20 protein-coding genes and 2 tRNA genes are annotated in these 17,666 nt (G+C 48.5%); 8 read left to right on the plus strand and 14 right to left on the minus strand.

The features are described 5' to 3' along the window. Position 1 precedes the first annotated feature (1 nt). Positions 2-1,198 carry an NlpB/DapX family lipoprotein gene (locus DQM57_RS04640; RefSeq protein ID WP_111727121.1) on the plus strand — a complete coding sequence of 399 codons (1,197 nt, stop codon included), beginning with the start codon at positions 2-4 and terminating at the stop codon, positions 1,196-1,198. Positions 1,199-1,254: 56 nt separating this feature from the next. Here the strand turns inward: DQM57_RS04640 and pip are convergent, their stop codons facing one another. Then, positions 1,255-2,187, minus strand: a complete 933-nt coding sequence (pip, locus tag DQM57_RS04645; protein ID WP_111727123.1) for a prolyl aminopeptidase — start codon at positions 2,185-2,187, stop codon at positions 1,255-1,257. Positions 2,188-2,280: 93 nt separating this feature from the next. Here pip and yciA point away from each other — a divergent pair, with 93 nt between their 5' ends. Further along, entirely contained in the window at positions 2,281-2,718 is a 438-nt protein-coding gene (gene yciA, locus DQM57_RS04650; RefSeq protein WP_003675015.1) for an acyl-CoA thioester hydrolase YciA, read from the plus strand. A 42-nt stretch (positions 2,719-2,760) separates the two neighbouring features. Here yciA and DQM57_RS04655 read toward each other — a convergent pair whose 3' ends face one another. Continuing rightward, complete coding sequence (locus tag DQM57_RS04655; protein WP_111727125.1) at positions 2,761-3,582, minus strand: SDR family oxidoreductase; 822 nt, start codon at positions 3,580-3,582, stop codon at positions 2,761-2,763. Positions 3,583-3,697: 115 nt separating this feature from the next. On the opposite strand from DQM57_RS04655, the gene DQM57_RS04660 reads away from it, so the two are divergent. The 3 genes from DQM57_RS04660 to DQM57_RS04670 all read left to right on the plus strand — a co-directional run bounded on the left by DQM57_RS04660 (position 3,698) and on the right by DQM57_RS04670 (position 6,987). Next, positions 3,698-4,156: a c-type cytochrome gene (locus tag DQM57_RS04660; protein WP_107960340.1), complete on the plus strand. Its 459-nt coding sequence runs from the start codon at positions 3,698-3,700 to the stop codon at positions 4,154-4,156. A gap of 157 nt (positions 4,157-4,313) precedes the next feature. Next, a complete protein-coding gene (locus DQM57_RS04665) occupies positions 4,314-6,539 on the plus strand; it encodes an NADP-dependent isocitrate dehydrogenase (protein WP_111727127.1) in 2,226 nt (741 codons plus the stop codon). Positions 6,540-6,681: 142 nt separating this feature from the next. After that, positions 6,682-6,987 (plus strand): hypothetical protein, encoded by a 306-nt coding sequence (locus tag DQM57_RS04670; protein WP_107996674.1) that lies wholly within the window; start codon positions 6,682-6,684, stop codon positions 6,985-6,987. A 334-nt stretch (positions 6,988-7,321) separates the two neighbouring features. Here the strand turns inward: DQM57_RS04670 and DQM57_RS04675 are convergent. The 5 genes from DQM57_RS04675 to dut form a co-directional block, all read right to left on the minus strand. Beyond that, positions 7,322-7,411: transfer RNA gene (locus DQM57_RS04675), tRNA-Ser, on the minus strand. Between the two features lie 75 nt (positions 7,412-7,486). Then, positions 7,487-7,577 (minus strand) — tRNA-Ser (locus DQM57_RS04680). An 80-nt stretch (positions 7,578-7,657) separates the two neighbouring features. Next, positions 7,658-8,437: a peroxide stress protein YaaA gene (gene yaaA / locus DQM57_RS04685; RefSeq protein WP_108043589.1), complete on the minus strand. Its 780-nt coding sequence runs from the start codon at positions 8,435-8,437 to the stop codon at positions 7,658-7,660. Between the two features lie 155 nt (positions 8,438-8,592). After that, positions 8,593-9,780, minus strand: a complete 1,188-nt coding sequence (dapC, locus tag DQM57_RS04690) for a succinyldiaminopimelate transaminase (RefSeq protein ID WP_108043588.1) — start codon at positions 9,778-9,780, stop codon at positions 8,593-8,595. A gap of 77 nt (positions 9,781-9,857) precedes the next feature. After that, entirely contained in the window at positions 9,858-10,310 is a 453-nt protein-coding gene (gene dut, locus DQM57_RS04695; RefSeq protein ID WP_003674996.1) for a dUTP diphosphatase, read from the minus strand. Between the two features lie 145 nt (positions 10,311-10,455). On the opposite strand from dut, the gene DQM57_RS04700 reads away from it, so the two are divergent. Both DQM57_RS04700 and DQM57_RS04705 read left to right on the plus strand, forming a co-directional pair. Continuing rightward, positions 10,456-11,166, plus strand: coding sequence for an AzlC family ABC transporter permease (locus DQM57_RS04700; RefSeq protein ID WP_108043587.1), 711 nt, complete (start codon positions 10,456-10,458; stop codon positions 11,164-11,166). Further along, on the plus strand, positions 11,163-11,471 hold the full coding sequence (locus DQM57_RS04705) for an AzlD family protein (protein ID WP_108043586.1): 309 nt from the start codon (positions 11,163-11,165) through the stop codon (positions 11,469-11,471). The genes DQM57_RS04700 and DQM57_RS04705 overlap by 4 nt, the downstream gene beginning before the upstream one ends. A gap of 66 nt (positions 11,472-11,537) precedes the next feature. Here the strand turns inward: DQM57_RS04705 and DQM57_RS04710 are convergent, their stop codons facing one another. From DQM57_RS04710 to dnaB, 6 genes are all read right to left on the minus strand, one after another. Then, entirely contained in the window at positions 11,538-12,017 is a 480-nt protein-coding gene (locus DQM57_RS04710) for a PilX family type IV pilin (protein ID WP_197711733.1), read from the minus strand. An 8-nt stretch (positions 12,018-12,025) separates the two neighbouring features. Next, positions 12,026-12,601, minus strand: a complete 576-nt coding sequence (locus DQM57_RS04715; protein WP_111727130.1) for a pilus assembly PilX family protein — start codon at positions 12,599-12,601, stop codon at positions 12,026-12,028. Beyond that, a complete protein-coding gene (locus tag DQM57_RS04720) occupies positions 12,580-13,506 on the minus strand; it encodes a PilW family protein (RefSeq protein ID WP_108043583.1) in 927 nt (308 codons plus the stop codon). Before DQM57_RS04720 ends, DQM57_RS04715 begins: the two co-directional genes overlap by 22 nt. Further along, positions 13,503-14,111 carry a type IV pilus modification protein PilV gene (pilV, locus tag DQM57_RS04725; RefSeq protein WP_167395535.1) on the minus strand — a complete coding sequence of 203 codons (609 nt, stop codon included), beginning with the start codon at positions 14,109-14,111 and terminating at the stop codon, positions 13,503-13,505. Before pilV ends, DQM57_RS04720 begins: the two co-directional genes overlap by 4 nt. 23 nt (positions 14,112-14,134) lie before the next feature. Next, positions 14,135-14,803 (minus strand): GspH/FimT family pseudopilin, encoded by a 669-nt coding sequence (locus DQM57_RS04730; protein ID WP_108043581.1) that lies wholly within the window; start codon positions 14,801-14,803, stop codon positions 14,135-14,137. Between the two features lie 156 nt (positions 14,804-14,959). Further along, the gene (gene dnaB / locus DQM57_RS04735) at positions 14,960-16,366 is read right to left on the minus strand and encodes a replicative DNA helicase (protein WP_111727132.1); all 1,407 of its coding nucleotides are present in this window, start codon (positions 16,364-16,366) and stop codon (positions 14,960-14,962) included. Positions 16,367-16,529: 163 nt separating this feature from the next. On the opposite strand from dnaB, the gene DQM57_RS04745 reads away from it, so the two are divergent. Further along, positions 16,530-17,111 (plus strand): superoxide dismutase, encoded by a 582-nt coding sequence (locus DQM57_RS04745; protein WP_003777725.1) that lies wholly within the window; start codon positions 16,530-16,532, stop codon positions 17,109-17,111. Positions 17,112-17,223: 112 nt separating this feature from the next. On the opposite strand, the gene DQM57_RS04750 is transcribed toward DQM57_RS04745, so the two are convergent. Then, complete coding sequence (locus DQM57_RS04750; RefSeq protein ID WP_111727134.1) at positions 17,224-17,559, minus strand: general secretion pathway protein GspG; 336 nt, start codon at positions 17,557-17,559, stop codon at positions 17,224-17,226. Between the last annotated feature and the right edge of the window lie 107 nt (positions 17,560-17,666).

Consider the following 17,666-nt stretch of genomic DNA (forward strand, 5'->3'; position numbering starts at 1 on the left):
CATGCCGTCTGAAGCGTTCAGGCGGCATAACGCAACAAACACTTTAATATCCATGAAACAGGATGACACGATGACCCATATCAAACCTGTAATTGCCGCACTACTCCTCATCGGACTGACTGCCTGCACCGGCAGCACGACCGAGCAGCCCAAACTTGACTATCAAAGCCAGTCGAACCGTTCGGTGAAACTCGAAGTCCCCCCCGACTTAAACAACCCCGACCAAGGCAATCTCTACCGCCTTCCTGCCGGTTCGGGAGCCGTTCGTGCCAGCGATTTGGAAAAACGCCGCACCCCTGCCGTACAACAAACAGCCGACTCAGAAGTATTGAAAACAGTTAAAGGCGTCCGCCTCGAGCGCGACGGCAGCCAACGCTGGCTCGTTGTCGACGGCAAATCACCGGCGGAAATATGGCCGCTCCTGAAAGCCTTCTGGCAGGAAAACGGCTTCGACATCAAGTCCGAAGAACCTGCCATCGGACAAATGGAAACCGAGTGGGCGGAAAACCGTGCCAAAATCCCCCAAGACGGTTTGCGCCGCCTATTCGACACAGTCGGTTTGGGAGGAATTTATTCCACCGGCGAACGCGATAAATTCATCATCCGTATCGAACAGGGTAAAAACGGCGTTTCCGACATCTTCTTCGCACACAAATCCATGAAAGAAGTGTACGGCGACAAAAACAAAGATACGACCATGTGGCAGCCTTCCGCCTCAGACCCTAATCTCGAAGCCGCATTCTTGGCACGCTTCATGCAGTATTTGGGCGTTGACGGACAACAGGCGGAAAAGACTTTGGCCAAAAACATGACCCTGCCCGCCGCAAACGAAATGGCGCGTATCGAAGGTAAAAGCCTGACCATACTGGGAGACTACGGCAGAAACTGGCGGCGTACCGCCCTTGCCCTCGACCGCATCGGCCTAACCGTTATCGGTCAAAATGTCGAACGCCATGCCTTCCTGGTCAAACAGTCTCCAAATGAAAGTGATGCCGTTGCCAATCAAAAACTGGGGCTGTTTAAACGGTTGCTGGGAAAAGGTAAAGCCGACAAACCTGCCGAACAGCCGGAACTGATTGTCTATGCCGAGCCTGTTGCCAACGGTTCGCGCATCGTCCTGCTCAACAAAGACGGCAGCGCATATGCCGGCAAAGACGCATCCACATTATTGGGCAAACTCTATTCCGAATTGCGTTAAGCCGTTTCATGGAAAAAGCAGCTTCCAAACGGAAGCTGCTTTTTTGTGCGGGACTTTTACAACAGCCGGGGCAAAATATCTTCAACCGCCCCTACCAGTGCCTCCGACAACGCCGGATCAAATGCAGAATGCCCGGACTGCACCACCCTCAATTCAGCTTCCGGAAACGCTTGCGACAACTCCCACGCACTCTGCATGGGTGTACACAAATCATACCGCCCCTGTACGATAATGGTCGGGATATGCCGTATTTTACCGATATTGTTCAAAATCGCCTTATCACCCTGCAACCAACCGCCGTTGACAAAATAATGGTTTTCCAAACGCGCAATCGCCAGTGAGGCATAAGCATCTTCATCCACCTCTTCAGGTTCGAAACGAATCAGGTAACTTTCCCAATCCGCCCAAGCCTTGGCCGCGGTCAAACATACTTCTTCATCTTCATGAAACAGCATTTCATGATATGCCTGAATCAACATATGGCGGCTGTTTTCGGCAACCGGCGCAAGGAAACGCCGCCATTGCTCGGGATAAATCTGGCTTACGCCGCCTGCCTCGTTCAGCCAGGCCGTTTCAGACGGCCTGCACAGGAATATACCGCGCAATACCAATCCCTTTACCCGTTCGGGATGGGTTTGGGCATAAGCCAGCGACAAAGTACTGCCCCAAGAACCGCCGAACACCAGCCATTTCCTGATACCCAGCATTTCACGGACTCTTTCGATATCTGCCACCAAATCCCAAGTTGTGTTGTCTTCCACACATGCATACGGTCGGGAACGTCCGCAACCACGCTGGTCGATAATGATGATACGGAACCGCTCAGGATTGAAAAAACCTCGACAAGCGACAGAAGCGCCCGCGCCCGGTCCGCCATGCAGAAAAATGACCGGCACACCCTCAGGATTGCCCGACTCTTCCCAATAGATTTCATGAATATCGGATACACGCAGATATCCGCTGTTTAAAGGCTCCCTTATCGGATACATTTTTCCCCCTAAAAATTAAACCGGACAACATCCTTCTCATGCTTTCCGAAAACATCGTACAATAAACGAACTTCAGAGAAACAAGGAAATACCATGCAGCATGAAGAAGACAAACGCCTACATCCTCAAGGCGAGCTACTCCTGCGTACCGTTGCCATGCCGCGCGACACCAATCCCAACCAAGACATTTTCGGTGGCTGGATTATGTCGCAGATGGATTTGGGCGGCGGCATACTGGCGGCAGAAATCGCACAGGGACGCATCGTTACCGTTGCCGTTCAAGAAATGAACTTTATCCGCCCTGTCAAAGTCGGCAACGTCGTCTGCTGCTACGGGCATTGCGTCCGTGTAGGCAACACTTCCCTCCAGCTCAAAATCGAAGTCTGGGTCAAAACCCTGATGAACGATCATGTTACCGAAGAGCGTCATCTCGTAACCGAGGCCGTATTCACTTATGTTGCCATCGATGCAGAAGGCAATCCGCGCCCGATTCCCAAAGACGGCAATCCAAAATTGACCGGCCTGATATAGGCTTCATACAGATGCCGTCCGTTCAGACGGCATCTCCCTCCCTCATTTAAACCAAGACTTAATGCGGGCAAACAGCGACATACTCTGCTTCTCAAAATTTCCACGAACTTCAGGCATATCCTTTTTAATTACCCTCATACCCGCAAAAGTCTGGGCCACAGGCATAATTTCAATTGTATTCACATTCATGTGGGCAGGACGCCGGTACAGCCACAATGCCGTATCCGCAATATCTTCGGGGCGTATGAATGCCACACCTTCATACACGCCTGCCGCACGCGCATCATCACCTTTAAACCTCACGTTGGAAAACTCCGTATTGCCGCACAAACCCGGCTCGATATTGGTAACACGGATATTTTTATCTGCCAATTCGGCGCGGAGATTCAGGCTGAACTGACGTACAAACGCTTTAGTCGCGCCATAAACATTACTGCCCGGATAGGCATAGCTGCCTGCAACCGAACCCAGGTTCATCACATAACCGCCTCCCCGAGCCACCATGTTCGGCAAAATCTTGCGCGTTAGAAACGTCAGACCCAACACATTAGTCTGAATCATCGTTTCCCAATCTCCGAAATCCGCCATATCCGCCGTATCCAAACCCAATGCCAAACCCGCATTGTTGATGAGGCAGTCGATGTCTGCGAACGCTTCCGGAATCACATTTAAGGCGTTTTCTACCGATTCGCGGCTCGACACATCCATTTCCAAAGGATGAAACAGCCCGCCCAACTCATCCGCCAAAACCTGAAGCCTGTCCGTACGGCGCGCTGCACCGATTACGCGGTAACCCGCCCCGACAAACGCACGGCACATCGCCTCGCCAAAACCCGCAGAAGCACCCGTAATCAAAACCGTCATCCGTTTTCCTTTCTTTGCTCGTTTCCCAAACCCGTTTCAGGTATCATTGCGACTTTCAGACGGCATGGCCGCCTGATTCAAAACAACCATACCACCACAACAGGACACATTCAACATGAAAACCCAAATCAGCCTTGCTGCCGCCGCCATCACACTGCTCCTTTCCGCCTGCGGAGGCAGCGGAATACCTTCCCAACCCAAAGGTGAAATTTCCGAAAACCGTACTGCCGCGTTCAAATCCATGATGCCCGAATTCACACGCATGGGCAAAATGGTCAAAGACGAAGAACCTTACGATGTCGAAAAATTCAAACAGGCGGCGGCGGCGTTTGCCGAAAGCAGTAAGAAACCGTTCACACTTTTTGAGTCCGATCCGCAAGGCAACGGACGCGCACTGCCCGCCGTTTGGTCGGATGCTGCAAAATTCAAAGCCGAAGAAGAAAATTTCGCAGCAGCCGTCGAGAAACTCAATGCCGCAGCGCAAACCGGCAAACTGGATGAAATCAAAGCCGCCTACAGCGAAACCGGCTCAAGCTGCAAATCCTGCCATGACAGCTTCCGCGCACCGGAATAAAAAACATGCCGTCTGCACCTCCTTCAGACGGCATTTTCACATTTAAACCCTATTCGGACACATATCCCAAGCCTGCAGAAATATGCAATAATAGCCACGCAGCGCGCCTTTTGCGCCGCATTCGAAAAGAAGAACCTAACCTACAAGAGAATATCCCATGACTAGCAAAGCCACCATTATCTACACCCATACCGACGAAGCTCCTGCATTGGCGACCCAATCCCTGCTGCCAATCGTGCAGGCGTTTACCCGCCACGCCGATATTGATGTCAAAACCAGCGACATCTCTCTCTCCGGCCGTATTTTGGCGGCGTTTCCAGAATACCTGACCGAAACGCAACGCGTACCTGATGCGCTTGCCGAATTGGGCGAACTGGTGAAACAACCCGATGCAAACGTAATCAAACTACCGAACATCAGCGCATCCGTACCTCAACTGACTGCCGCGATTAAAGAATTGCAGTCTAAAGGCTTTGCCGTCCCCGATTATCCTGCCGACCCTCAAACCGATGAAGAAAAAGCTGTACGCGAACGCTACGACCGCATCAAAGGCAGCGCGGTAAATCCTGTCCTGCGTGAAGGTAACTCCGACCGTCGCGCACCTAAGGCAGTGAAAAACTTTGCGAAAAAAAATCCGCACAGCATGGGTGCATGGGCGAAAGACTCTAAAACCCACGTTGCCACCATGCAAAGCGGCGACTTTTTCCATAACGAACAATCTGTTACCGTACCCGATGCGACTTCCGTATCCATCGTGTTCACCGATAACCAAGGCAACAAGAAAGAGTTGCGCGAGCCCGTCGCCCTGAAAGCCGGCGAAATTATCGACGCGACCGTGATGAGCAAAAAAGCCCTGCTCGCCTTCCTTGCCGAGCAAGTAAAAGACGCGAAAGCAAAAGGCGTTTTGTTCTCGCTGCACATGAAAGCTACCATGATGAAAGTGTCCGACCCGATTATCTTCGGACACGCCGTCAAAGTATTCTTTGCGCCTGTCTTTGAAAAATTCGGCGACAAACTGGCTGCCACAGGCGTCAACGTCAACAACGGCTTCGGCAACCTGCTTGCCAATCTGGACAAACTGGATTCGGACACCCGCGCTGCCGTCGAAGCCGAAATCGCCGCCGTTTACGCCGCCAACCCTGATTTGGCCATGGTTGATTCCGACAAAGGCATCACCAACCTGCACGTTCCTAGCGATATCATCGTCGATGCTTCTATGCCTGCGATGATTCGCAACTCCGGCCGTATGTGGGATAAAGACGGCAAAGCGCAAGACACCAAAGCCGTCATTCCTGACAGCAGCTACGCCGGTGTTTACCAAGCAACCATCGACTTCTGCCGTGAACACGGCGCATTCGATCCGACAACCATGGGTACCGTTCCTAACGTCGGCCTGATGGCACAAGCAGCCGAAGAATACGGTTCGCACAACAAAACTTTTGAAATCGAAGCTGACGGTCAAGTTCAAGTGGTTGATGCAGCAGGTAATGTCCTGATGCAACACGACGTTGAAGCCGGAGACATCTGGCGTATGTGCCAAACCAAAGACGCTCCGGTTAAAGACTGGGTACAACTCGCCGTCAACCGCGCCCGTCTGAGCAATACACCAGCCGTGTTCTGGCTCGACGAAAACCGTCCGCACGACAAGAGCCTACTCGCCAAGGTTAAAGCCTACCTTGCCGAACTGGATACCGACGGCCTCGACATCCGCGTCCTCGCTCCCGAAGAAGCCGCCAAGTTCAGCTTGGGTCGTCTGAAAAACGGCGAAGACACCATCTCCGTAACCGGTAACGTCCTGCGCGACTACCTGACCGACTTGTTCCCAATTTTGGAACTGGGTACCAGCGCGAAAATGCTGTCTATCGTTCCATTGATGAATGGCGGCGGTATGTTTGAAACCGGCGCTGGCGGTTCTGCACCGAAACATGTTCAACAATTCCTCGAAGAAAACCACTTGCGTTGGGACTCTTTGGGCGAATTCCTCGCACTCGCCGTATCGTTTGAACATTTGGCGCAAAAAACCGGCAATACCAAAGCCCAAGTCCTCGCCGACACTTTGGATGCAGCCACCGAAAAACTGCTGTTGAACGACAAATCGCCTAAACGCAAAGCAGGAGAACTCGACAACCGCGGTAGCCACTTCTACCTCACCCTCTACTGGGCGCAAGAATTGGCAGCACAAGACAAAGACGCCGAACTGAAAGCAGCGTTTGCGCCGCTGGCAGCCGCTTTGACTGCCGACGAAGCCAAAATCGTTGAAGAACTCTCTGCCGTACAAGGCAAAGCGGTCAACATCGGTGGCTACTACGCAGCCAATCCTGAAAAAGCCGCACAAGCGATGCGTCCAAGCGCAACCTTTAATCAGGCACTAAACACCTTATAACCATAAAGGCAAAAATGCCGTCTGAACATTTATCGTTCAGACGGCATTAGTTATTCCTATCTGCCTGATTATGATTAAACGCAACACTCATTGATTATAAATAATATAATCTTTAGTTTTTACCCTAGGAAAAGACAATAATATGAAAGCTATTCCAACTATCCTGATCGGCAGCGCTCTTTTAGCAACCATCCTTCCTGCATCTGCACACGGCATGCATAAGAGTAAACCCCTGACTATGGATGAGCTGCCTCCGATTTGCCAACAATATTTCAAACGCGCCGAAACCTGTTACAACAAAGCCGGAAACAAGGCAAATTTTGCACGCAACAACACTAAATTCCTATTCCAAGCCCTACCTGCTGCCGACTTGAATCAGCGCAAGCAACTGTGCCAAATCGCCATGGATTCATTTGCAGAAAAAACCCGAGACCTGAATTGCGAATAAAGCCGCATCAGCAATAGCCATGCCGTCTGAAACAATAATTTCAGACGGCATCTTCATCTCAAAACGTACCGGCTTATCAAGCCCGTCTCTCAGCCTTGTATCCCTAACCTATTAGCAGCAAGCGGAGGGAGGCTGTAGCCATTATAGTCATTCCTCAATGCTCTAAAAATTACCATGCACATTACCATTAAAAAAAATCGAACAAAAAAGAATCAGCATGAATGCGCCTGATCTAATTTAACGAGATTTGATAATATAACGCAATGATTTTTTATGGTAATTGACACGACACAAACAAAAAAAACCGCCATGATTTCCGGCGGTTAATGTTTTCTGGCGGAAACGGTGGGATTCGAACCCACGGAGGATTTGCACCCTCAGCGGATTTCGAGTCCGCTGCATTCAGCCTCTCTGCCACGTTTCCGATAATGCAGTAAAACCAAATAAAAATACAATATTTGCCACTATTGCATTCTTATTTGGTTTTACTCTCAAGAAATGGCGGAAGCGGTGAGATTCGAACTCACGGAGGGCTATCAACCCTCGACGGTTTTCAAGACCGTTGCATTAAACCGCTCTGCCACGCTTCCGTTTTCTTGAAGCTAGAATGATAATAAAGTTCGTATATTTTGCCAAGTGTTTTTTTCAAAAAATACCTACTTTTTTGTTTTTACTTGATTTGTTCCGACCTCATAAATACCCATTCGTTTTCATTTGAGGCGGCTGCATTAAATGCATAACCTTCATAATTAAAACACTTCAGCATTTCAGGATCGGTAATATGATGCTCGGCCGCATAGCGCACCATTAATCCGCGTGCGCGCTTGGCATAGAAACTGATGATTTTATATTTACCGTTTTTCTCATCTTTAAATATCGGTGTAATCAGCCTCGCCCGAAGTTTTTTTACATTAACAGACTTGAAATATTCCTGTGAGGCAAGGTTAATAAGCGTATTGCTGCCTGTTTGGGCAAGCGTGTCATTTAAAAGGTTTGTAATGATGTCTCCCCAAAACTCATACAGGTTCTTCCCGCGCGAGTTGGCGAAGGGCGTTCCCATTTCCAGGCGGTAGGGCTGCATCAGGTCCAGTGGACGCAGAAGACCGTACAACCCCGAAAGCAGACGGACATGGTTTTGCAGATATTGTATTTGATCGGTATTCAATGTGTTTGCATCCATACCTTCGTAAACATCGCCGTTGAACATAAAGACTGCCTGTTTGGCGTTTTCCGGCGTAAACGGTATGTGCCACGCTGTATTTCTTTCGGCGTTTAAGAGTGCGATTTTGTCTGAAACGTGCATCAACTCTGCAATTTGTTGAGGGGCAAGTTCCCTCAGTTGGCGCATCAGGATTTCAGATTCTGCCAAAAGATCGGGTTGGGTACATTCGCGAACGGGGGATGGATCTTTTTCATTAAGGTTTTTCGCAGGGGAAAGGACAAAAAACATAATCTGCTCGGTATAGTGTCAAACGTCGGAATTTTAGATTTAAAAGCATCCTCAGGCAAGCCAATTAATTGTGATGTAAATACCGTTATAATAAATACATCTTGATAGTATTAAAAAATGCCGTCAGGAAAAGTCCGGACGGCATTTTTTATTCTTTACCGATATAGGGAAACAATGGTTTCCGCAGCTTTGACACAACTTGCAACATCTGCAACCAAGGCAATACGGACATAACCTTCCCCGGGATTCCCCTGCTCGGTATCCCGTGCCAAGAAACGCCCCGGCAAAACCTGAATAGCGGCTTCTTGCCATAATTTTCTCGCAAATGCCAAATCGTCGCCATCCGGAACCCTCAACCAAATATAAAACGAGGCATCCGGTAATTTGACGTCAAATACCTGTTGCAGGATAGGAATAACCCGTTCAAACTTTTCTTGATACAGGCGGCGGTTGTCAATAACGTGTTGTTCGTCATTCCAGGCGGCAATACTGGCACGCTGCACGGGAATGCTCATTGCGCTACCGTGATAAGTTCGGTAAAGCAAGAAATTTTTAAGTAATCCCGCATCTCCTGCAACAAATCCGGAACGCAAACCGGGTACGTTGGAACGTTTCGAAAGACTGGTAAACATAACCAGTTTTTCCCTGCCCCGTTTCAATTGCGCTGCAGCTTGCAGACATCCTAAAGGTTTGTTGTCGTTAAAATAGATTTCTGAATAACATTCGTCTGATGCAATGATGAAGCCGTATTTATCCTGCAAATCGAAAATTTCTTTCCAATCGTCCAAATCCAGCACACTCCCGCTGGGATTGTTGGGCGAACAAACAAATACCATCTTGGTGCGGTGCCAAATTTCTTCGGGAACGCTGCCCCAGTCCGGATTGAAAGACGGTGCGGGACAGTTGGCAAAATGGATTTCCCCGCCGCCCAAAACTGCCGCGCCTTCGTAAATTTGATAAAAAGGGTTCGGGCTGACGATGACGGGTTTCATGCCGTCCGAACCGGGATTCAATACGGTTTGGACAAAAGAAAACAGGGCTTCCCTACTGCCTAAAACCGGCAAAATTTCATTATCCGCATCTACTGTCAAACCATCGTAACGGCGTTTTAACCAGTTTGCACACGCCTGACGCAGTTCAGGCAAACCGGCCGTCAGCGGATATTTTTCCAACTCGTGCAATGAGGCGGTCAGCGCATCCGTAATGACTTTCGGTGTCGGATGTTTAGGCTCGCCGATATGAAGGGGGACGGCTTCCAGACCTTCAGGAGCGGAAATACCCTGCATCGCTTCACGCAGTCGGGCAAAGGGATATGGTTTGAGTTGGTTGAGTAAGGTATTCATAATGTTCTCCGATTACCGGTATATTGGGAAGATATGCCGTCTGAACCTGACGGCACCCATCAGACGGCATTTTATATTCAATGCAAACCCGTACTGCCGAAACCGCCTTCTCCCCGGCTGCTTCCGACAAATTCTTCGACACGTTTGAAACGCGCCTGCACGATTGGCACGACGACCATCTGCGCGATACGCTCGAACGGCTTGACGGCAAACGGTTCACTGCCCCTGTTCCATAACGACACCTTCAATTCCCCTTGATAATCGGAGTCAATCAAACCGACCAAGTTACCCAAGACAATACCGTGTTTATGCCCCAATCCGGAACGGGGCAGCAAAACGGCAGCATATGCAGGATCGGCCAAATAAATTGCCAAACCTGTCGGTACAAGAAACGTTTCACCCGGCTGCAAGACAACTTCCTCATCCAAACAGGCGCGCAAGTCCAAACCGGCAGAACCCGCTGTCGCATAGGTAGGGACAAAATCCGCCATCCGTTCGTCCAATACTTTCATTTCTACTTCAATATTCATTGCCTTACTCCCGCATACTGTCGGTCTGTCTAAAGATGGTGGATTATACACAAGCCGTGTTTACACTGAAACACAGCAAATAGGTTTTGTTTTGAAATACACCGTCTGTGTATAATGCCCGACCTTCTTGCATATCAATATTAACATGACACACATAAGCTCGCCCCGTAACGAATTTATACGCGGCATAAAAGAAAGCTCACCCATACTTATCGGACTTCTGCCCTGGGCATTAATACTCGGTATGCAGGGTGGGCAAAAAGGCATTAGTTGGCTGGAGATGTTGCTGATGACCGGTATGAACTTTGCCGGAGGCTCCGAATTTGCAACGGTCAACCTGTGGGCGAAACCTCTGCCGATACTGCTCATCGCCACCATAACCTTTATGATTAATTCGCGACATATCCTGATGGGGGCGGCACTTGCCCCGCACATGAAAGAAATACCGCTCAAAAAAGCCGTGCCCGCACTGTTTTTTATGTGTGATGAAAGCTGGGCCATGGCATTCTCCGAAATCCAAAAACGGAAAGCAGCCGGCTTGCCCGCATTCAATATGCCTTTTTATATGGGCGTATGCTTTATCCTCTACATTACTTGGATAGGATTTGCTACTTTCGGCGCGGCAGTAGGACCTATGTTCGGCAATGTGGCCGCCTGGGGATTCGGCATGGCGTTTCCTGCCGTATTTCTGGTTTTATTGAGAGGGATGTGGAAAAGTTTTTCCGCATCAAGACCTTGGTTTGTCAGCCTGTTTGTTGCATCTGCCGTTTACCTGACCGTTGATGGTGCGTGGTATGTTCCTGCAGGCACACTATCAGGCCTGTTGTCCGCTTATTTTTGGAGTGGGCGGAAATGAAAGATTTATTGTCGTTCCAATCATTCCTGTTGTTTTCCTGCATGCTTGCCGTCACCTACTCTACCCGACTGATCGGCTTTTTTACACTGCGTAACCGAACCTTAAGCCGCCGCGCCCAAACCATTATGGAAGCCGCGCCGGGCTGCGTCCTCATTTCCGTTATCGCCCCCTATTTTGTATCTGACAAGCCGCACGAACTTATTGCCATCGCATTAACCACCTTGGCAGCCGGCCGCTTTTCTATGTTGGTTACCGTATTGATAGGGGTCGGCTCGTCAGGCATCTTGGGATGGTTGATGACATAATTCATTTCAAAATGCCCATACAAAATGCCGTCTGAAAATTGATTTCAGACGGCATTCCAAACAATCCTATTTCTTATTCTTACGGTTAGATAAAATTTCGCAACCGGCCTTTCCGGATAGCTGTTCCTTATAAGCTTTGGCAGAAGCCGCATCACGGCATTTATATCCGTCGCCCACGCTGTTCACCCATACCGACAAAGTATAACCCGTCCCTGCCTTCGGAACACCTACCAACCTGTATGCCCTTGATTCTGCTGCATTGACAAATTCCCCCGAAACACTATATTTTTCGGCAATTTTCGGGTTCATCTTATAGGCCGGTGCAAACTTCTTCAGTTCCGTTTCAAGCTGCTGATTACTTTTTCCCGGATTCTTCACAATAATCTGCCTGAAAGCATTATTGATACCGACCATCTCCGTATAAAGCTGGGATTGGTAACCCCTCTCGATATAATCTTGATATGAAGGTATGGCAATGACACTAATGATACCGAGTATGGCCACGACAATCATCAGCTCAACCAATGTAAACCCGTTTTGCTTCATTTTCTCACTCATTCATTACTCACATAAGACTGAAGGATAACTACGGTATTAGAGTTTTTTCCCCACGCCTTAGCGGTAACGCGGTAAATATTCCGACTATTTTCTACACCCAGATACTCGATAATGTAACGCGGCATCTTACTGACACCCTCCACCCCTTTTCCATATTCCTTTCCTTGGTCGATACAGAGGTTTGCCGAATTATTAGGGCAAAAACGCTTCCATGCTTCAATCTTAGGATTGCCTTCAACCGTAATATTACCGAATTTTTCCTTAGAATCGGTAGTCGTCCGTACATCCGGAGCAGCGCACAACCCATCCGTGCAATTCTCACCGAATGTAACTTCTTTCTCCTCTAAATCCAAAACATGAAGCTCACCATCCCTCAACGCGGCTTCTGCTAAAGTCAATGCCAATTTCCTGTCCGAATCATTGGCACTTATCCTTTGCTCGGTATTGTAAGACTGGGCGGCAATAACAACCAGGAAAGCTACTACTATCATCACCATCAAAACGATGAACAGTGCAAACCCTTTCTGCCTGCAAGGGAGTGAAACTTTCATTAAAGCGTTCTGTTTGCGCATACATTCCCCCCGCGTATTGTCGCATTGATACGGTAAGCATAAACTTCATTGTCGGCAGAGGCAGCAAGCTTACCGCTATTCAACAAAATCTCAACCTCAGCAGGTGTAACTGCCGCCTGCGAAATATCAAATGTATCCGTATATTTGAACTTCTCTACTTTTCCATCACCCTCTACCAGAGAACAATCGGAAACATAAATATACCGTATATCCATTTTATTAATCTTTTTAACCAACAACTGAGGATTACCCCACTGCCCATTATCCTTCAATTGAAAACGGAACAAACCTTCCTCATTAGAAATCTTGCCGACCGCATAGGCATTAACCTCATGTTTTTGACGGGTGATATTTCCATTTTGTGTATTGTCCGTAATCTTTAATTCACTCTTTGCTTCCCCCAAGGTAGATATTTTCTTACCCGGTTTTGCTATTGCAGAACAACTGCTAACCACAACAGTCTCGGCACTCGCATCAAGATCATCAATACCGTACTGGAAAATCAATGCCTTTCCAGACTGACTAAAGCCCGGATATTTAATATCCGTGGATTCGGCAACGGGAATCAGTTTATCCAAATTACCCTTTTTCAAGGCAAAGAAGGGATTTTTCTCAGTTTTATCGGAAATAACGGCACTTGAAGGATTTACAGCCATATTAAAACAGCCGAAATTACCCGCCATTCTTGCATCGCGAACAATCAATGTTGCCGCATTACGCAAATCCTGCTGAGCAGAAAGACGCTCGCTTGCCGCATTATTTAATCTTCGGGATGTGAAGTAACTTGAACCGACTGCCATCAAAACAATCATACTGAGCAGGGCTGCGACCAGAAATTCAACAATGGTAAAACCTTTCATGCCACTATCACAACCATTTGGTATGACTAGTATTTTACGTTTCATTCCTGACCTCCGACCCTTGCCTGATAGGTATACACAATATTGTTACCATGGGTTTTCAGATTGGTAGAGTCAATGTCCGACTGTCCTTCCGAATCTTTTACCCACAATACCTTAATCAAGGTGTCTCCATTTGCTTTATTGTCACAATTTGAAGAAAAACCTTTGCCTGACAATGTCGGGGCGGCACCCGACGAATCCTTACAGACGGCATAATAAATATTGGCAGCATCCGGCAAGGCATTTTTCAGCTCATAACTAAATCTCTTCAATTGTGCCTCTGCCAACTGCTCCTTAGTTTTTATGGCATCAATCGTAAACTCACCATCATTGGCGGAGGAAACACCTTTCTTCATATAAAGCGTGTAGGCCTTTTTACCGCTATCCGAACCAATGGTCGGATTAATCAACATTCCTTCCATCAGGTTTTGGGTAATCTGGCTGACAATCGTTTGGGTTTCCGCTTCCCGAACAGAAGTAACCGTCCGCAACTGCACAGACAGCAACGCCAAAATACCGATGGTCAGAACGAACATGGCGACCAAGACTTCTATTAACGTCATACCCAACTGGGGATTTTTCAGACGGCAACAATCATTATTATTCATATTCATTTTTAAAACTGAAACAGTTATTTATACTGGCACATAGTACGCTGATCACCCCTAGGGCAAACTTCGACCCTGCCACTGCTGTCAATCAAGACTACGGCCGAACGGAATTTCTTATCGGCATCTGAAACTGCTCTCGCATCTGTCAGAACAATTTGAATATAACCGTCGGAATAAGAAAATCTGGATTTGCTTGTAAGATTCTGGTCGTCCGTATAACCGAACGTCCCGTTTTGATTGAATGTCCAAACTACACGGTCTGTAGCCGGCTTGGCTTTACCGAAAGCGACATGGTTGAAGGTGTAATTAATCCGCTTATCCTTGATATCATCATTCAATACCACACTGCGGATGGAAACATCTTTTGTATCCCCTCCGTATGCCTTATCGCCATTCTTATCGCCGAAAGCCAACATTCCCTGCTCCTTCTTACTGAAGTCACATTTATTGTTGGCCGTACCGTCTTTTTTAACCTGAACAGGACAGATATAGACAGGGACATTGAGCCGAACCGCCTCTCCCCTTGAAAAACGCAAGAGATTGGCAATCTGCTCCGCCTGACTTGCAACGCGACGCGATGCAATCCATTGACTCATACTGGGGAAAGCCATCATTGCCATAATGGTTGCAATAACCATCACAATGAGCAGCTCTATCAGCGTGAAACCTTGTTGTCTTCGTATATACATAAGCAATAACACGTTAACCGGTAATGTATTTTTCAATTATCTGCAGTCTGAATACAAAATGCCTCAAGACTGCATCTTTTATTTTATTAGGGAAATCCCTGTAAGGATTTTAAACTATTTTGCACGTATTCGCCCAATAAATTTTCATCCAGGCATTCAATCCCCTATCTCTTCAATGTCGGGAACATAGGCAGCATTGTCGAATTTGGTAAACTGCCCCATCCATGTCAGGAAAACTTTTCCGACCGGGCCGTTACGGTGTTTGCCGATAATACATTCCGCTAAACCTTTCATCTTCGATTCCTGATTATAATATTCGTCACGGTACATAAACATAATCAAGTCGGCATCCTGCTCGATAGCACCGGATTCGCGGAGGTCGGACATCATCGGGCGTTTGTCGGTACGCGATTCGACCGTCCTGCTCAACTGAGACAAAGCGATGATAGGAACCTGCAATTCTTTCGCCAACGCTTTAAGCGAACGTGAAATTTCTCCCAGCTCCGAAGCACGGTTGTCCGAACGCCCCGAACCCGACATCAGTTGCAGGTAGTCGATGACGATCAATCCCAATTTTCCGTTGAACTGACGTGCAAGACGGCGGGCACGGGCGCGCAGTTCGAGCGCAGTCAAGCCCGGTGTCTCATCGATATACATAGGTGCATCGGAAAGCTTGACGACGGCCTCGTTCAACCGTCCCCAATGTTCGTCCGCCAGCCTGCCTGTTTTTAAAATACTCTGATCAAGCCGTCCGACGGAACCGAGCATACGCATAACCAACTGCGCACCGCCCATCTCCATCGAGAAAACGGCAACCGGCAGCTTGCCTTCGATGGCGACATGTTCGGCAATATTGATGGAAAAGGCGGTTTTACCCATAGAAGGACGACCGGCGACAATAATCAAATCTCCCGGCTGCAGACCCGAGGTTTTTTTATCGAGGTCGATAAAGCCTGTTGACACGCCGGTAACTTCATCCGGGTTATCGCGTGAATAAAGCATGTCGATGCGCTCGACCACTTCTTTCAAAAGCTCAGGCATCTCGAGAAATCCCTGCTTGGATTTAGCCGTGCTTTCTGCAATTTGGAATACTTTGTTTTCCGCCTCATCCAAAAGCTGACCTGCATCCCTGCCTTGCGGATTGTAGGCGCTGCGGGCGATTTCCGTTCCCACTTCGGCAAGTTGGCGCATAATGGAACGCTCGCGCACGATTTCGGCATAGCGCCGGATGTTGGCGGCAGACGGAGTATTTTGCGCCAGGGAAATCAGATATTCGAATCCCCCTGCCGCTTCCAGCTCTTCGTTCCGCTGCAAATCCTCCTGAACCGTGATGACATCGGCAGGACGGCTCTCATTGATCAGTTTGGCAATGGATCGGAAAATCAGGCGGTGTTCATGCCGGTAAAAATCCTCTCCCGAAACCACATCGGCAATCCTGTCCCATGCCGGATTTTCCAGCATCAAACCGCCCAAAACAGACTGCTCCGCCTCCATTGAGTGCGGCGGAAGCGACAATGAGCCGATTCCTCCGTCTTCAGACGGCATGGCTGTGTAATCGTTCATGGTACATCCTATCTATTGTGCCGAAATTGCAATCTTCTATTATAGCGTAAAGCAGGTTCAATTGGTTTCCGCACCGCAAAACAGGTAGAATACACGGGCTGCCGGGTTATTTGCAGCAACACTGCCAAAATACAACATTTAAAACAATATTCAGGAGTACAAAATGGAACATAAGCTGCCGCAACTGCCTTATGAACTGGACGCATTGTCCCCGCATCTGAGCAAAGAGACTTTGGAGTTCCACTACGGCAAACACCATCAAACCTACATCACCAACCTGAACAATCAAATCAAAGGCACCGAATTTGAAAACCTGCCTTTGGAAGAAATTGTGAAAAAATCTTCAGGCGGCGTGTTCAACAACGCGGCCCAAACTTGGAATCACACTTTCTACTGGCTGGGTTTCACGCCCAAAGGTCAAGGCAAACCTTCCGGCGAACTGGCCGCCGCCATCGACGCCAAATGGGGCAGCTTCGAGAAATTCCAAGAAGCATTCTCCGCTTGCGCTGCCGGTACTTTCGGCTCCGGTTGGGCATGGCTGGTGAAAACCCCTGCCGGCGAATTGGATTTGGTTTCCACTTCCAACGCGGCAACTCCGCTGACTACTGAAAACACTCCGCTGCTGACCTGCGACGTGTGGGAACACGCCTATTACATCGACTACCGCAACAGCCGTCCCAACTACCTGAAAGGTTTCTGGGAAATCGTTAACTGGGACGAAGTCGCCAAACGCTTCGCCGCCTAACCCGCCGGCTTTGCCGAACCGAACAGATGCCGTCTGAAAGTTTTCAGACGGCATTTTTCAAAGGAGCGGCAAAATCTTAAAATACGACCCTTACGGTAAACCCGCAATACATTTAATGCCCGCAGGCGCAGCCTCCGTGATGCGCGTGCCTGCAACCCTGTGCAGCCTCATGCCATGCATCGTCGTCACCGTCAAATTCTTCCACTTCGTCAAACTCTCCGCGCTCGACCATGGCACACAACTCTTCAAGGCTTTCCGCCCCTTCTACCCAAAAACACGGAATATCGGGAGGCGTATCCGGCGCAAGCAATGCCGCCAAACCTTCATGCCACGCAATCCAATAACCGTTTGCCGTTTGAACGAACTGCGCATCCCGATGAACCGACTCTCCTTCCGTTCCGACGAGCATACGCTCCGCAATATTTTCCTGAAAAGGTAAAATCTCCATAATAATTCCTTACAACATATGGTTTGATATGAAAATAGGGCATTATTTTAGAATATACCGCCCATCTGATAAACTTCAAACGCCTTATAACAAAATTATCTTTGCGC

Source organism: Neisseria cinerea (assembly GCF_900475315.1).
Taxonomy (GTDB): domain Bacteria; phylum Pseudomonadota; class Gammaproteobacteria; order Burkholderiales; family Neisseriaceae; genus Neisseria; species Neisseria cinerea.

Coding starts and splice junctions, on each gene's coding strand:
- dapC (WP_108043588.1), bottom strand. CDS start 9,780: ATGAATACCTTACTCAACCAACTCAAACCATATCCCTTTGCCCGACTG.
- DQM57_RS04670 (WP_107996674.1), top strand. CDS start 6,682: ATGAAAGCTATTCCAACTATCCTGATCGGCAGCGCTCTTTTAGCAACC.
- yaaA (WP_108043589.1), bottom strand. CDS start 8,437: ATGTTTTTTGTCCTTTCCCCTGCGAAAAACCTTAATGAAAAAGATCCA.
- DQM57_RS04720 (WP_108043583.1), bottom strand. CDS start 13,506: ATGAAACGTAAAATACTAGTCATACCAAATGGTTGTGATAGTGGCATG.
- DQM57_RS04750 (WP_111727134.1), bottom strand. CDS start 17,559: ATGGAGATTTTACCTTTTCAGGAAAATATTGCGGAGCGTATGCTCGTC.
- DQM57_RS04660 (WP_107960340.1), top strand. CDS start 3,698: ATGAAAACCCAAATCAGCCTTGCTGCCGCCGCCATCACACTGCTCCTT.
- DQM57_RS04705 (WP_108043586.1), top strand. CDS start 11,163: ATGAAAGATTTATTGTCGTTCCAATCATTCCTGTTGTTTTCCTGCATG.
- pip (WP_111727123.1), bottom strand. CDS start 2,187: ATGTATCCGATAAGGGAGCCTTTAAACAGCGGATATCTGCGTGTATCC.
- dut (WP_003674996.1), bottom strand. CDS start 10,310: ATGAATATTGAAGTAGAAATGAAAGTATTGGACGAACGGATGGCGGAT.
- pilV (WP_167395535.1), bottom strand. CDS start 14,111: ATGAATAATAATGATTGTTGCCGTCTGAAAAATCCCCAGTTGGGTATG.
- DQM57_RS04665 (WP_111727127.1), top strand. CDS start 4,314: ATGACTAGCAAAGCCACCATTATCTACACCCATACCGACGAAGCTCCT.
- DQM57_RS04715 (WP_111727130.1), bottom strand. CDS start 12,601: ATGCGCAAACAGAACGCTTTAATGAAAGTTTCACTCCCTTGCAGGCAG.
- DQM57_RS04730 (WP_108043581.1), bottom strand. CDS start 14,803: ATGTATATACGAAGACAACAAGGTTTCACGCTGATAGAGCTGCTCATT.
- DQM57_RS04655 (WP_111727125.1), bottom strand. CDS start 3,582: ATGACGGTTTTGATTACGGGTGCTTCTGCGGGTTTTGGCGAGGCGATG.
- DQM57_RS04745 (WP_003777725.1), top strand. CDS start 16,530: ATGGAACATAAGCTGCCGCAACTGCCTTATGAACTGGACGCATTGTCC.
- DQM57_RS04700 (WP_108043587.1), top strand. CDS start 10,456: ATGACACACATAAGCTCGCCCCGTAACGAATTTATACGCGGCATAAAA.
- yciA (WP_003675015.1), top strand. CDS start 2,281: ATGCAGCATGAAGAAGACAAACGCCTACATCCTCAAGGCGAGCTACTC.
- DQM57_RS04640 (WP_111727121.1), top strand. CDS start 2: ATGCCGTCTGAAGCGTTCAGGCGGCATAACGCAACAAACACTTTAATA.
- dnaB (WP_111727132.1), bottom strand. CDS start 16,366: ATGAACGATTACACAGCCATGCCGTCTGAAGACGGAGGAATCGGCTCA.
- DQM57_RS04710 (WP_197711733.1), bottom strand. CDS start 12,017: ATGAAGCAAAACGGGTTTACATTGGTTGAGCTGATGATTGTCGTGGCC.